The organism is Flavobacteriaceae bacterium GSB9 (genome assembly GCA_022749295.1).
Taxonomy (GTDB): domain Bacteria; phylum Bacteroidota; class Bacteroidia; order Flavobacteriales; family Flavobacteriaceae; genus Flavisericum.
The window spans coordinates 2,749,053-2,763,945 of sequence record CP062007.1 but is presented as its reverse complement, the minus strand read 5'-3'; the positions used below and the strand labels follow the sequence as shown (position 1 = coordinate 2,763,945).

The following is a 14,893-nucleotide window of genomic DNA, read 5'->3' as shown; positions in this document are numbered from 1 at the left end:
AAAATATGATTGCTATTAATAAACGGTCAAAAATTATATGAATCAATAAAGTTTCCAATTAATATAGGCACTGCATAATCGTGAACTTTAGCAACAGGAACCCCTTTTACTGGCAACTTTTCAACATTCACAATCCAGAATTTAGTATAAAGATGTTGGTGCGATAGTTTATGCACAATAGCATCCTTATTATATGGCGTAAACGTAAAATCGGCCCCCTGTATTAAATCGTGATTTTCAACAATCGTTTTAAAGGCGTTTACATCAACATTTTTATTAGTTTCTATCAAAGGAAACTGATATAGGTTCTGCCAAATTCCTTTCCCTTCTCGTTTTTGTAAAATGGTTTTTCCATCGCCAGAAACAAATACCAAAAAATTAAAATACTTTTTTTTCGCTTTCGCAGATTTGTTTTTTACAGGTAGTATATCGATTCTGTTTTGAGCTAAGGCCACACAACTGTTTTGAAACGGACAACAATTACAATCTGGATTTTTAGGTTTACATTGAATGGCACCAAATTCCATAATCGCTTGGTTAAATTCGGCAGGATTCTTTTCATCAATTAATTCTTGAGCCAAAGCTTTAAATTCTTTGCAGCCTTTTGATGAATTAACGGGTGTTTCAATTCCAAAATAACGAGAAAGTACTCTGTACACATTACCATCGACCACAGCTGCAGTTTCGTTAAAACAAATTGAAGCAATTGCACTGGCCGTGTAGTCGCCAACACCTTTTAATTTTAGCAGTCCTTTATATGTATCTGGAAATTCTCCATTAAGCTCGTTGGCTACATATTTTGCTGTGGCATGTAAATTTCTGGCCCGCGAATAATAACCAAGTCCTTGCCAAAGTTTTAATACCTCGCTTTCTTCGGCTTTGGCAAGATCAAAAACGGTTGGGTATTTGGCAACAAATGCTTCATAATATGGTAAGCCTTGCTTAACTTGGGTTTGCTGCAAAATAATTTCCGATAGCCATATTTGATACGGATTGTTGGTTTCACGCCACGGCAAAACCCTCTTGTTTACTGAGTACCAGTTTGTTATGATTTTTGAAAAATTCATCTATTCATTAAATAAAACAAACAAAAATAAACCTTTATAATATTAAATTTTAATTAATTAGGTTTGAAATATTGAATATTTAATTCCTATATTTGCATCCCTTTTAGAATTAATAGTAACAAAAAATAAAATATTAAAATGACGAAGGCTGATTTAGTAGCAAAAATTTCTGAGAAGTTAGGAATTGAAAAAGGTGACGTTCAAGCAACTGTTGAAACATTTATGGAAGAAGTAAAAACTTCATTAGAAAGTGGAGACAATGTTTATTTAAGAGGTTTTGGAAGTTTTATCATTAAAACTAGAGCAGAAAAAACAGGTAGAAACATTTCTAAAAACACAACTATTAAAATACCTGCTCATAACATTCCTGCATTTAAGCCTGCAAAAGTTTTTGTAGAAGGCGTAAAAACAAATGTAGACGTTAAATAATAACATATGCCGGAGTCGTTCCGGCTTTAAAATAAATCATTAATTTAAAAAAGACACTATTTATGCCAAGTGGTAAAAAACGTAAAAGACATAAGGTAGCGACGCATAAACGTAAGAAACGTAGACGCGCTAACCGTCACAAAAAGAAAAAATAAATCAAAAAAAGTAGTTAGATAAGCTACTTTTTTTGATTTAAAAATAACAAAGTTCTTTGAAATGAGTTCGTTCTTTTTAAGCTCTGCTTAATGCTAATGAACTCCACGGATATTTAAAAAAATCCTGTGAAAAAAATAATGTATAATCCATCTGTACCATTTGGTTTTTAGTTACTGGTTTACAGTTATTGGTTTTTTAAGCATGTTACGCTTAAACTTCTAACTTAAAACTTTTAACTTTTAACTAAACCGTATGGATAAAAATTAACAAAATGGATAAAGAATTGATCATTCGATCTAGTTCCGAAAATGTTGATTTTGCCTTATTAAAAGATGGAAAACTTATTGAATTACAGAAAGACGAAGACAGTAACGACTTTTCTGTTGGTGATGTGTTTATAGCCAAAATACGAAAAACCGTTCCTGGACTAAATGCCGCATTTGTAAATGTGGGATATGAAAAAGATGCATTTTTGCATTACCATGATTTGGGTCCAAAGCTGCCTTCTCTTTTAAAATTCACAAAACGTGTAAGCACAGGTAAACTAAAAGATTTTTCTTTAAAAAACTTCCCATTTGAAAAAGATATTGAGAAAGACGGTAAAATTACCGACGCCTTAAAATCTAATCAATCGCTATTAGTGCAAATCGTTAAAGAACCTATATCAACCAAAGGCCCAAGGATAAGCTCTGAGCTTTCCATCGCCGGTAGATATATTGTTCTGGTTCCTTTTTCGAACCGTATTTCTATTTCTCAAAAAATAGAAGACCGCGAAGAAAAAGACCGTTTAAAACGGCTCGTTAAAAGCATTACACCGCCAGGCTTTGGCGTTATAGTGCGCACCGTAGCTCAAGGCAGAAAAGTAGCTGAACTAGATAAAGATTTGCAAAATTTGCTTAGTCGATGGACGGCAATGTGCAAAAAGCTACATAAAGCACACCATCCCAGTAAAGTATTGGGTGAAATGAATAAAGCCTCGTCAATTTTAAGAGATATATTCAACGACACCTTTACCGGAATTACTGTAGACGATGAAGAGCTTTACATTCAAATTAAAGATTATTTGCAAGAAATTGCACCAAAACAAGAATCAATAGTCAAATTGTATCAGTCTAAAGTTCCTATTTTCGAAAAATACGGAATTGAACGACAAATTAAAACCTCGTTTGGCAAAACCGTTTCTATGGCCAAAGGGGCCTATTTGGTAATTGAACACACCGAAGCCCTCCATGTTATAGACGTAAACAGTGGCAACCGTTCAAATAAAGCCAACAGCCAAGAGGACACAGCATTAGAGGTCAATCTTATTGCTGCCACAGAAATAGCCCGACAGTTGCGTCTGCGCGATATGGGCGGTATTATTGTGATAGACTTTATTGATATGACCACGGCAGAAAACAGGCAAAAGCTGTTTAATCACCTTCGCGATGAAATGAAGGATGACAGAGCCAAGCACAAAGTACTGCCGCCAAGTAAGTTTGGACTAATACAAATAACCAGGCAACGCGTTCGTCCAGAAATGAACATTAAAACCCGCGAGGAAAACCCCAACGGCGCTAATGGCTCTGAGATTGAAGCACCTATAGGCGTGGTTCAAAAAATAAACCACGACCTTGAAAGACTATTTAAAAAAGACTATAAAAAGTTGACTTTAAACACACATCCTTTTATAGCAGCCTTTTTAACTAAAGGTTTTCCATCTGTGCGCTCAAAATGGTTTTTGGAGCACAAAAAATGGGTAAAGATTTTACCAAGAGATGCTTACACATACTTAGAATACCACTTTTTCGACAAAAATGGTAATCAAATTAAATAAAAAAAACCCGCTACTTTTATAAATGGCGGGTTTTTTGTTTTTAGGCAGTTTCAATTTTTAAAGCTTAAACTGCCGGATTAGGTATTTGTTTGTGCACTTTGTTTATCTGCTCTAAAATAGTATCATCTAAAGTAATGTTAATGGAACCAATATTTTCCTTGAGTTGATCTAAAGAAGTGGCCCCAATAATATTACTGGTTACAAACGGCTGTTGCGTTACAAAAGCCAAACTCATTTGTGCTAAACTCATACCGTTGTCTTCAGCAATTTTTAAATACCGTTTCGTAGCCTCGGTACATTGTTCGCTACTATATCGCGCAAACCTCGGGAACAATTTTAACCGGGCATTATCAGCTGCAGTACCTTTTATATATTTACCCGAAAGCACACCAAATGCCATCGGCGAATAGGCTAACAAACCTAAGTCTTCCCTAATTGAAATTTCGGCCATATCGCCTTCAAAAATCCGGTTTATTAAAGAATACGCATTCTGTATGGTAATCATTCTTGGTAAATCATGTGCTTTAGATTCTTCTAAAAAACGCATGGCGCCCCAGGCCTTTTCGTTAGAGATTCCAATATGCCGAATTTTACCAGCCTTTATTTGGTTGTCGAGCACATGAAGCACCTCGTTAAAATTATCTTCCCATTCATCATCAGGATTATGCTTATAATCCCTAGTTGCAAAGGTATTCGTATCGCGTTCGGGCCAATGTATTTGATATAAATCTATATAGTCGGTCTGTAATCGCTTAAGCTCATTGTTTATTGCAGTTTCAACAGATTCTGCTGTTAAGCCACCACTTCTAATATGTTTGGTGTAATCGCTTATTCGACCCACAATTTTACTGGCTAAAATTACTTTATCGCGATGACCTGTTTTTTTTAACCATGTGCCAATAATTTTACTGGTATCTCCCTGCGTTTCTGGTGTAGCGGGCACAGGATACATCTCTGCAGTATCTATAAAATTAATGCCCTGATCAATGGCATAATCTAATTGCGCATGGCCTTCAGCTTCGGTATTTTGGTTGCCCCAAGTCATGGTTCCCAAACATATTTTACTGACTTTTATTTCGGTTTTTGGTAATGTTGTGTATTTCATAACAGATTGTTAGAACGCTTTAATTTTGACTTTTAATAAAGTTTAAAGATAAAAAAACCGTTAAAGGCATTAATGCTTTTAACGGTTTTTTAGCTATCCTAGAAGCTTTTGCCTTCATAAGATAGATTAACGACTGAAAGTGTATTCCATCTTACTAATTCTCGTTCAACAACTTAGAAAGTTCGTCTAACTTAGGTGTTAAGATTACTTCTATTCGACGGTTTTTAGCACGCCCTTCAGGAGTTTCATTTGTATCAACTGGAGCATATTCTCCACGACCTGCTGCTGTAAGGTTTTGTGGGTTTATTTCTCGGTTTTCCCGTAAAATATTTACGATGGAAGTCGCTCGTTTAGTGGACAAATCCCAGTTACTAGTTAACGGCCCGTTTCCAGAATAAGGTACATTATCGGTATGGCCTTCAATTAATACGGCGATGTCTGGGTTTTCACCTAAAACCGAACCCAATTGCTCTACTGCACGTCTTCCTTCAGAACCTACCGACCAACTTCCTGAACTGAACAACAGTTTATTTTCCATAGAAACATAAACCTTACCATCACGTTGTTCAACTGTTAAACCCTTACCTTCAAAATCGGTTAACGCACTAGAGATTGCATTTTTCAAGCTCGTCATGGCCGCATCTTTGTCGGCAATTAGCTTTTCAAGTTCAGCAACACGCTCAGAGCGATTTTGCAACTCGCGTTTAAGTTTTTCCAATCGCGCATTTTCAGCTTCTAAAGCCTGCTCTTTGGCTTCTAATTGCGCCAGCAACTCCCTATTTTTTTGAGAGTTTTCAGCAATCGCTCGCGAACTGTTTTTCTCTAAGGCTTCGTAAGATGCTTTTAAATTATCTAAACTCGCTTTTGTGGCGTTGTATTCGGCTTGCAGGTTATCACGCTGTTCAACAGCTTCATCGTAAGCTGATTTTAATTGTTTCAGTTCATTCTCTGCCGCTATCTTAGCCTTAGACAACGACCGGTTTTCTCTTGATAGATTTCGGTTTTCCTGTTTAAGATCTGCATATTTGGCCTCTAGATCTTTGTAAATTTTTGGAGAAACACAGGAAGCCAAAAACATTAAGGCAAATACTATTGATACACTTTTTTTAATCATTTTTTTATAGGTTTGTTTGGGTTTGTTGTATTTATTTTTTGATTTCTAACAGTATAGGACAATGGTCGCTATGTACAGCTTCACTTAGTATTACTGCTCGCTCGATGTCTTCCTGCAAAGGTTGTGCCACCATGGCGTAATCTAAACGCCAACCTTTATTATTGGCTCGGGCATTGGCGCGATAACTCCACCAACTGTACTGTTGCAACTCTGGATTTAAGTATCGAAAAGAATCTATAAACCCACTGTCAATAAAGTTTCCTATCCATTTACGTTCAACGGGCAAAAACCCAGAAACCTTACTCAATCCCTTTGGGTTATGAATATCAATTTCTTCGTGACAAATGTTATAATCGCCGCAAATAATCAAATTAGGAAAGTCTTTTTTTAAGTTATCAATATACTCTTGAAACATATCCATATATTCCAATTTATGGTCAAGCCTGGCATCGTTGGTGCCCGATGGCAAATACAGACTCATTACAGAGATGCCATTAAAATCTGCCCTTAAGTTTCTTCCTTCAAAATCCATTGATTCTATTCCTGTGCCGTATTCAACGTGGTCTGGTTTCATTTTACTTAAAATCGCCACGCCACTGTACCCTTTTTTTTGAGCACTGAACCAATAGTTGTATTTATAACCAGCGGCTTCAAAAACACTTAAGTCCAACTGCTCTTTCATGGCCTTAATTTCCTGTAAACAAACTACATCGGGGTTTGCGGCTTTTAGCCAATCGATAAAACCTTTATTTATGGCGGCGCGAATACCGTTTACGTTATAGGATATAATTTTCATTGATTTTTTTTAGACTTATCGTTTCTGAAACTTTATAGCTCTTTTAAAGATATTTCGGCTAAAATAAATAATAAGCTACTTTTACGCTAGATTAGTCAACAGGAGTTTTAACGAAGCTATTAACAAAATATTTTAACCGAATATTAGTTTAAGTATCCGATGAGGAACATTTTATACATTTTGATGTTGTTGCTAGGGCTTAGTGGATTTTCGCAAAGCCTTAATGGGAATTTCAGAACTAAAAAAATGGCTGTTCACGATACCGTTAAAATTGAAAGTGTAAGCATAAGTCCCCACAAATTCTCAGTCCAAAAAAAAGATAGCTCAAAAATTGATACCACTGACTATTCCGTTGACTTTTCCAAAGCCATTTTAGTCTTTAAGAAACCCATTGAAACCGATTCTGTGATTATTAACTATTTAAAGTTTCCTGATTTTTTAACCAAAACCTACCAACAATTAAGCGATAGTATTGTTGTTGAAAACAACAGTACTAACCAAGCGCTTTACAAATTTCAGGAATCGAATGTTTCTAATGATTTTGCCCCTTTTGACGGTTTGTCGACATCGGGTAGTATTTCGCGAGGCGTTACTATTGGAAACAATCAAAATTCGGTATTAAACAGTGAATTGGATTTACAGATTACAGGAAAACTAAACGACAAAGTATCGCTTCGAGCTTCCATTCAAGATGCCAATATCCCGTTACAGGAAAGTGGTTATAGCCAACGTTTAGATGAGTTCGACCAAGTGTTTATTGAATTATTTAGCGACCGCTGGAATGTGCGTGCAGGAGATATTGATTTGGTAAATACCAATTCTTATTTTGCCAATTTTTCAAAACGCGTACAGGGTTTAAACTTTCATTTGAATCTAGGTGAAGACGATTCAAAAACCAATGTTTTTGCCGCTGGTGCTTTGGTTCGCGGGCAGTTTACAACGAGTCAATTTACGGCACAAGAGGGCAATCAAGGTCCTTACAAACTGCAAGGTGATAACGGAGAGCTTTTTGTGCTTATCGTGTCGGGGAGTGAAACCGTTTACGTTAACGGAACGCCCGTAAAACGTGGCGAAGACCAAGATTATATTATTGATTATAATGCTGGTGAAATTATTTTCAATTCTACCTTTCCTATAACGTCCGAAATGCGCATTACCGTCGATTACCAGTTTAGCGACCGCAACTACTCGCGCTTTGTGGCCTATGGTGGCGCTAATCATGAAACCGAAAAGTTAAAAATTGGCGTTTCGGTTTACTCAGAAAATGATGCCAAAAACCAACCCCTGCAACAAAACCTATCGGAAGAACAAATTGAAATTTTAAGCAATGCTGGCGACGACCGTTCGCAAATGGTAGCACCTTCGGCAGTAAAAGAAACCCAAAACGATAACCGCATTCTCTATAAAAAAGAACTGATCGATGGCAACGAAGCCTTTGTGTTTTCCAACAACCCAGACGACGAGCTTTACCGGGTTACCTTTTCGTTTGTTGGTCAAAACCAAGGCGACTATGCTCTTAGTAACATAAACGCCATAAACAATATTTATGAATATATTGGTCCTAATCAAGGTAGCTATGCCCCTATTGTGCAATTGGTAGCCCCAACCAAACTTCAAATTGCAGTAGTTAATGGCCATTATAAACCTTCTGAAAAAACAGATTTTGGCTTTGAGTTGGCAGCGAGCAAAAACGATTTGAATTTATTTTCGAATATTGACGACGGCAACAATAATGGTTTTACCGGAAAAATAACCGCCAACCATACATTGATAAAAACGGATAGCCTTTGGAATTTAGATGCCTTTTTAGATAGCGATTACATCAACAAAAATTACCGAAATATTGAAGGGCTTTACAACCCAGAGTTTAACCGCGATTGGAATTTAGACACAAACAACATTAACGGTATTGGCTTTGGGCTAGGGAATCAAGCTTTGGTCTATTCCGGTTTAAAATTGCACCACGTAAAAAAAGGTTTTATCAACTACCAGTTTGAGCATTTAAACTTTTCGGAAGGGTTTAACGGAAACCGGCATATAGCCAATGTAAATCTTAATTTGAAGAGGTTTAATATTACATCGTATTCTAGTTTTTTAGATGCCAATTCAACGGTAAATACATCTACGTTTTTAAGGTCTTACAACCAAATTACATTTAATATGAACAAAAGTTGGCTGGGCACAAAATTGGCTGTGGAAGATAACGAACAACGCGAAAAAGGTTCGCAAAACTTAACACCATTAAGTCAAAAATTCACATCGTACGAAGTGTTTTACGGTATTGGAGATAGCACCAAAATATTTACTGAAATAGGCTATAAAAACAGAGTTAACGATAGCATCAGAAATAATGAACTAAAAAAAGTAAATACTTCGAACACCTTTTATCTAGATTCCAGATTAATTCAAAACAAAAACACGAATTTATCTTTATATGCCAACTACCGGACACTAAAAAGTGAAGATGAAGGCGTTGATGACGAACGGTCCATAAATTCCAGATTACAGTTTAACCAAAAACTGTTCAATCAAATTATCAATTGGAATACAATTTTTGAAACCAATTCGGGCACACTACCTCAACAAGATTACACCTACGTTGAAGTTGAAGCTGGACAAGGCGCTTACACTTGGAACGATTACAACGAAAATGGCATACAAGAACTTGAAGAATTTGAAATCGCCCAATTTCGAGATCAAGGTAAATACATAAGAGTATTACTGCCCAACCGTGTGTTTGTAAAAACACATCAAAATAGGTTGAGCCAAACGCTAACTATCAACCCGACGCAGTGGTCGGTTTCCGAAAAAAAATTAAAAAAATTCTGGTCGCACTTTTACAACCAAACAAGTTTTTTAATAGACCGCAAAACAAAACGCGAAGGCAACGCTTTTAATTTAAACCCGTTTAACAGTAATGAAAACGACCAACTCGGGCTTCAACTTAATTTTAGAAATGTATTGTTTTTCAATCGCGGCCTTCAGCGCTATACCACGTCTTACACACTATTAAGCAACACGACTCGAAATCTTTTAACTGTAGGCTTTACGGAAAACAGTTTAAAAAGCCATCAATTAAACTTTAACCATAAAATTGCCGAAAACTGGTTAATAAACTTACTTACAGCTTTTGAAAACAACGAGAGTATTAGTGAGAACTTTACAAGCAAAAACTACAATTTTGATGAATCACGTTTTAACCCCAAACTTTCGTATTTATTTAATGAAAATTCTAGTTTTGACATGTTTTATCAGTATGCTAACAAAACCAACACTATTGGTGCCGAAGAATCTTTAAAACAACAAAAATATGGTATATCGTTTAGCTTGGCGAGTAGCCAAAAAAGTGCTATTAATGGCGAGTTAAATTACATTTCCAATACTTATAACGGCAATGTAAACACCCCTGTAGCATACCAAATTCTTGAAGGTTTACAGCCTGGTAAAAATTTCACTTGGACCTTACTGGCCCAAAAAAAACTGACCGACTTTTTAGATTTAAACCTCAGTTATTTTGGAAGAAAAACCGAGACCAGTAAAACCATTCATACAGGTTCTGTGCAACTCAAAGCTTACTTTTAACACTTATTAATTATTATTTTTTGTAATATTGTTAATGGTATGAGTAAACTTGTGGTATTATTCTATTCGTTTTTGATTCTTGCGCAAAGTTTCAATCTTAACGTTGAAGATCTATCGAAATTCAGTGTTTTGATAGAGCATGCCCAGTTTCATAAAGATATGTATGGCGATACGTTTTTCGATTTCCTATCGGAACATTATGGTGATAAAAAAGCATCGCATCCAAACGACCATAAAAACCATGAGGATTTACCTTTTAAAAATCACCACCACATGCTCTGCCATGTAAACCACGTTTTTATTTTGGCTCCAGAATTATCGTTCCAAATACAATACCAATCATTTCAACTTATTCCTTTATATTTTTTCTATAAAGAATCGACTTCTTTATTCGAGAAACCTTCTGTTTTTCAACCGCCCAAATTGGCATAATTTATTTAAATTATAAAATTAAACTGTTCAAAAAAATAAAAATTGAACAGTCTATATTAATTATTTTCAATTATGAATTATGCTAGAAAATATTATAAAATCCAGCTTAAGGAATAAGCTCATTGTACTGCTTATTACACTTTTTATTGTTGGTTTCGGAATTTTCTCCTTAACCCAAATTCCTATTGGCGCAGTACCCGATATTACCAACAACCAAGTACAGGTTATTACCACATCAAGAAATTTATCGACCCAAGATGTAGAACAATTTATCACCTATCCTATTGAACTGGAAATGGCCAATCTCCCGGGCATTGAAGAAATTCGGTCGGTTTCAAAATTCGGGTTGTCGGTAGTTACCATTGTTTTTGAAGACAATATGGGTACCTACCTACCCCGACAGCTCATTGCTGAAAAAATAAAATCGGCTTCCGAAAAAATCCCAGACGGATTTGGTTCGCCAGAAATGGGCCCCATTACCACAGGTCTGGGCGAAATTTATCAATATATTTTAGATATAAAACCCGAATTTAAAGACCAATATTCAGCAACCGAATTACGAACCATTCAAGATTGGATCGTAAAACGCCAACTTTCCGGTATTCCAGGCGTGGTAGAAGTAAACACTTGGGGCGGTTATTTAAAACAATACGAAGTCGCCATAAACCCCAAAAAACTTAATGCCATGAACATTAGTTACATGGATATTTTTAACGCTTTAGAAAAAAACAACAGTATTGCTGGTGGTGGGTATATCGAAAAAACCAATACATCCTTTTTTATTCGAGGCGAAGGCCTGGTAGACTCGTTAAAAGACATTGAAAACATTGTTATTAAAAACCAAGGCGTACCTATTTACATAAAAGACGTCGCTGAAGTTGGCTATGGCAGTGCCACACGTTTTGGTGCTATTACTGGAAACGGCGAAGGTGAAAAAGTATTAGGCCAAGTCATGATGCTTAAAAACGGAAACTCAAAAGAAGTTATTGATGCCGTTAAAGAGCGCGTGGCTTCTATTGAAAACTCATTGCCAGAGGGTGTCTATATTAATGGTTTTTTAGAACGAAGCGAGCTTATTGGAAAAACCACCTTTACCATTGCCGAAAACTTAATTTTCGGATCGCTTATTGTCATTTTTGTAGTTGTTTTACTATTGGGCAACTTACGTTCTGGTCTTGTTGTGACCTCAGTAATTCCGTTAAGTTTATTGTTTGCCATTTCATTGATGAATATCTTTGGTATTGATGCCAATTTAATGAGTTTGGGTGCCATAGACTTTGGAATCATAATCGACGGATCCATTATTATTGTAGAATTTATTGCCTTCAGGATTACCTCGCAAAGCGCAAAACTAAGTTCACTTTCAAAATCTGAACAGCAAGAAACCATCGATGGCATTACACAAAAAAGTGCTTCAAAAATGATGAATTCGGCCATTTTTGGACAGCTTATAATTCTTATCGTTTTCATTCCTATTTTATCATTAAGTGGCGTTGAGGGGAAAATGTTCAAACCCATGGCGCTTACCTTTAGTTTTGCACTATTGGGTGCTATGATGTTTTGCTTAACCTATGTTCCGGTGGTATCATCACTATTTTTAAAACCTAATAAACAAACTGAAAAAAACATATCGGTTCGGCTCATGCGCTTATTAAATAAGCTTTACAAACCTTCAATCCATTGGGCTTTAGGCAATAAAAAACTTGTTATTGGTCTTGCGGGCGGCTTATTGGCCATAAGCATATGGATTTTCACTAGTATGGGTGGTGAATTTGTTCCCACACTCGATGAAGGCGACTTTGTTATCCAACCGGTTTTAAAAACAGGAACATCGTTAGGAAAAACCATAGAAATTACAACCAAAATTGAAAAAACACTGTTAGAAAACTTCCAAGAGGTTGATCAGGTTGTTAGCCGGATTGGTGCTGCCGAGGTTCCTACCGACCCCATGAGTATGGAGGACAGTGATGTTATCATTAAATTAAAACCTAGAGACCAGTGGGTTTCAGCTGATAGTAAAGATGAATTGGCCGATAAATTTAAAGAAGCGCTTAGCATTATACCCGGAATGGAAGTCGAATTTACACAACCTATTGAGATGCGCTTTAATGAATTGATAACAGGTGTTAGAGCCGATGTTGCCGTTAAAATATTTGGTGAAGACTTATCGGTTTTAGCAAGTAAGGCAGACGAAATTAAATCGCTTATAGAAAATGTTGAAGGCGCATCAGATATCGTCATCGAAAAGGTTGAAGGCTTGCCTCAAATGAGCGTTAACTACAATAGAAACAAAATTGCAAGATATGGTTTGAATATTTCAGACGTCAACCAACTCATATCTATGGGATTTGCGGGAAAAACCGTTGGAAACGTCTTTGAAGGTGAAAAACGTTTTGATATGGTGGTACGATTGGATAAAAACCACCGCCAAAACATTGAAAACTTACAAAACCTATATGTTGATACGCCGAACGGTATAAAAATTCCACTAAGCGAATTGGCCGATATAAAATATACAACAGGCCCAGCAAAAATTTCGAGGGACGACACCCGAAGACGTATTGTTGTGGGCATTAATGTTAGAAATCGAGATTTACAATCGGTAGTCGATGATGTAAGGACGATTATTGAAAACCAAGTAAAGCTCCCCGTTGGTTATAGTGTAACCTATGGTGGTCAGTTTGAAAACCTGCAAAGTGCTAAAGACCGATTGCTGGTTGCTGTTCCAGTAGCTTTAATTTTAATATTTATTTTATTGCATTTCGCTTTTGGCTCTATAAAAGAAGCTGCCATGGTGTATTCTGCTATTCCTTTGGCTGCTGTTGGCGGTGTTTTTCTACTATGGTTTAGAGGCATGCCCTTTAGTATTTCTGCTGGCGTTGGCTTTATTGCGCTGTTTGGTATCGCTGTGCTTAATGGTATTGTTTTAATCGAACACTTTAAAGAATTAAAAGATGCTGGCATTACCAACATAGAAGAACGCATAAAACGTGGTACAATAGAACGTTTACGACCTGTTTTATTAACTGCTGCTGCTGCAGCACTAGGTTTTTTACCCATGGCCATTTCAACTAATTCAGGGGCCGAAGTACAACGTCCTTTGGCAACCGTTGTTATTGGCGGATTGGTAACAGCTACTATTTTAACCTTAATCGTATTGCCAGTGCTTTACGCTTGGTTTGAAGAAAAATCAGAATTAAAAATGAATAAAAAATCGATAGTGCCCATCATTATTATATTGTTTTCATTACAATTACCTGCGCAAGACAAACTGCTAACGGTTGATGACGCCATAAAAATTGCCATTGAAAACAATGCTGGCTTAAAAGCTTCATCATTAAAAACTGATGAATCAAAAGCTTTAATTGGAAGCGCATTTAGTTTCGACAAAACATCCATCTACTACAGTTATGACGAAAACAACATGGCGGTTAACAACCAGCCTTTAAAGGTTTTTGGTATATCGCAAGACTTTAAGTTTCCAACCGTTTATTATTCAGAAAAAAAGGTGAATAAAGCCAAGTACAGACTTCGGCAATCGCAATACAACTTAGCCTTGGAAGCCTTAAAGCGCGATGTCCATATAGCGTACACCAATCTAAACTACGCTAAAAACAAAACCAAGACTTATAAATTTCTAGACAGTTTATATCAAAAATTTGCCAGCGCTTCTGAACGCCGGTTTGAATTGGGAGAAACTAATTACTTAGAAATGATCAGTGCCCGTTCTAAGCAAAAGCAACTTGAAACGCTTTTAAAACAATCGCAGCAAACCGTGGTTTTAGCAAGAGAGCAATTAAAAAAGGTTTTACAAACCGACTCGGTATGGGTTCCAGATTTAGCGTCTCGTAAACTGGAATTAAAACGTATTTCGTTGGAAAACAATGTTGGTGTTTCCATTTACGACAACATGAATTCATATTATAAAGCCAAAAACCAAAGAGAAAAGCAAAACCTGTTGCCCGATTTAAGTGCCGAGTATTTTCAGGGTACCAACAGTACATTAAATGGCAATGTAATAGGCTATCAATTTGGAATTAAAATTCCGTTGTTTTTCAGTGGTAACGTTTCAAAAATTAAAGCTACGTCACTAGCCAAAGAAGCTTCTGTTGCCGAAAAGCAAGATTATACGCTTCAATTAAAGGCAAAACAACAATCGTTGTTAGCAAAACTTCGACAATACGAAGACGCTATAAATTACTACGAAAATCAAGGCAAACATCTTTCAGAAGAAATTCTAAAAACCGCCAATCGCACCTTTAAAGAAGGGGAGATTGATTTCTTCCAATACATACAAAGTATTGAAACGGCTACAGACATTGAATTGACTTACCTTGAAAACCTAAACGCCTACAATCAAACCATTATAGCTATAAACTATTTAATTCTATAAAAA

Annotated in this window: 9 protein-coding genes; 5 read left to right on the top strand and 4 right to left on the bottom strand. The window is 36.3% G+C overall.

Annotated elements, in window-relative coordinates; all coding sequences use genetic code 11:
* Positions 1 to 26 precede the first annotated feature (26 nt).
* Positions 27 to 1,067 (bottom strand): A/G-specific adenine glycosylase, encoded by a 1,041-nt coding sequence (gene mutY / locus GSB9_02426; GenBank protein ID UKM65855.1) that lies wholly within the window; start codon positions 1,065 to 1,067, stop codon positions 27 to 29.
* A 138-nt stretch (positions 1,068 to 1,205) separates the two neighbouring features.
* Here mutY and GSB9_02425 point away from each other — a divergent pair, with 138 nt between their 5' ends.
* Both GSB9_02425 and GSB9_02424 read left to right on the top strand, forming a co-directional pair.
* Positions 1,206 to 1,496, top strand: coding sequence for an integration host factor subunit beta (locus GSB9_02425; protein ID UKM65854.1), 291 nt, complete (start codon positions 1,206 to 1,208; stop codon positions 1,494 to 1,496).
* 427 nt (positions 1,497 to 1,923) lie between these two features.
* A complete protein-coding gene (locus tag GSB9_02424; protein UKM65853.1) occupies positions 1,924 to 3,468 on the top strand; it encodes a ribonuclease E/G in 1,545 nt (514 codons plus the stop codon).
* Positions 3,469 to 3,532: 64 nt separating this feature from the next.
* Here the strand turns inward: GSB9_02424 and GSB9_02423 are convergent, their stop codons facing one another.
* The 3 genes from GSB9_02423 to GSB9_02421 form a co-directional block, all read right to left on the bottom strand.
* On the bottom strand, positions 3,533 to 4,573 hold the full coding sequence (locus GSB9_02423) for an NADP(H)-dependent aldo-keto reductase (GenBank protein ID UKM65852.1): 1,041 nt from the start codon (positions 4,571 to 4,573) through the stop codon (positions 3,533 to 3,535).
* A gap of 154 nt (positions 4,574 to 4,727) precedes the next feature.
* Positions 4,728 to 5,687, bottom strand: a complete 960-nt coding sequence (locus GSB9_02422; protein ID UKM65851.1) for an OmpA family protein — start codon at positions 5,685 to 5,687, stop codon at positions 4,728 to 4,730.
* A gap of 31 nt (positions 5,688 to 5,718) precedes the next feature.
* The gene (locus GSB9_02421; protein UKM65850.1) at positions 5,719 to 6,483 is read right to left on the bottom strand and encodes an exodeoxyribonuclease III; all 765 of its coding nucleotides are present in this window, start codon (positions 6,481 to 6,483) and stop codon (positions 5,719 to 5,721) included.
* Between the two features lie 159 nt (positions 6,484 to 6,642).
* On the opposite strand from GSB9_02421, the gene GSB9_02420 reads away from it, so the two are divergent.
* The 3 genes from GSB9_02420 (at position 6,643) to GSB9_02418 (ending at position 14,890) form a co-directional block, all read left to right on the top strand.
* Positions 6,643 to 10,065 carry a hypothetical protein gene (locus tag GSB9_02420; GenBank protein ID UKM65849.1) on the top strand — a complete coding sequence of 1,141 codons (3,423 nt, stop codon included), beginning with the start codon at positions 6,643 to 6,645 and terminating at the stop codon, positions 10,063 to 10,065.
* 39 nt (positions 10,066 to 10,104) lie between these two features.
* Complete coding sequence (locus GSB9_02419; protein ID UKM65848.1) at positions 10,105 to 10,497, top strand: hypothetical protein; 393 nt, start codon at positions 10,105 to 10,107, stop codon at positions 10,495 to 10,497.
* Between the two features lie 79 nt (positions 10,498 to 10,576).
* Positions 10,577 to 14,890 carry a CusA/CzcA family heavy metal efflux RND transporter gene (locus GSB9_02418; protein UKM65847.1) on the top strand — a complete coding sequence of 1,438 codons (4,314 nt, stop codon included), beginning with the start codon at positions 10,577 to 10,579 and terminating at the stop codon, positions 14,888 to 14,890.
* Positions 14,891 to 14,893 lie beyond the last annotated feature (3 nt).

Coding starts and splice junctions, on each gene's coding strand:
- mutY (UKM65855.1), bottom strand. CDS start 1,067: ATGAATTTTTCAAAAATCATAACAAACTGGTACTCAGTAAACAAGAGG.
- GSB9_02425 (UKM65854.1), top strand. CDS start 1,206: ATGACGAAGGCTGATTTAGTAGCAAAAATTTCTGAGAAGTTAGGAATT.
- GSB9_02424 (UKM65853.1), top strand. CDS start 1,924: ATGGATAAAGAATTGATCATTCGATCTAGTTCCGAAAATGTTGATTTT.
- GSB9_02423 (UKM65852.1), bottom strand. CDS start 4,573: ATGAAATACACAACATTACCAAAAACCGAAATAAAAGTCAGTAAAATA.
- GSB9_02422 (UKM65851.1), bottom strand. CDS start 5,687: ATGATTAAAAAAAGTGTATCAATAGTATTTGCCTTAATGTTTTTGGCT.
- GSB9_02421 (UKM65850.1), bottom strand. CDS start 6,483: ATGAAAATTATATCCTATAACGTAAACGGTATTCGCGCCGCCATAAAT.
- GSB9_02420 (UKM65849.1), top strand. CDS start 6,643: ATGAGGAACATTTTATACATTTTGATGTTGTTGCTAGGGCTTAGTGGA.
- GSB9_02419 (UKM65848.1), top strand. CDS start 10,105: ATGAGTAAACTTGTGGTATTATTCTATTCGTTTTTGATTCTTGCGCAA.
- GSB9_02418 (UKM65847.1), top strand. CDS start 10,577: ATGCTAGAAAATATTATAAAATCCAGCTTAAGGAATAAGCTCATTGTA.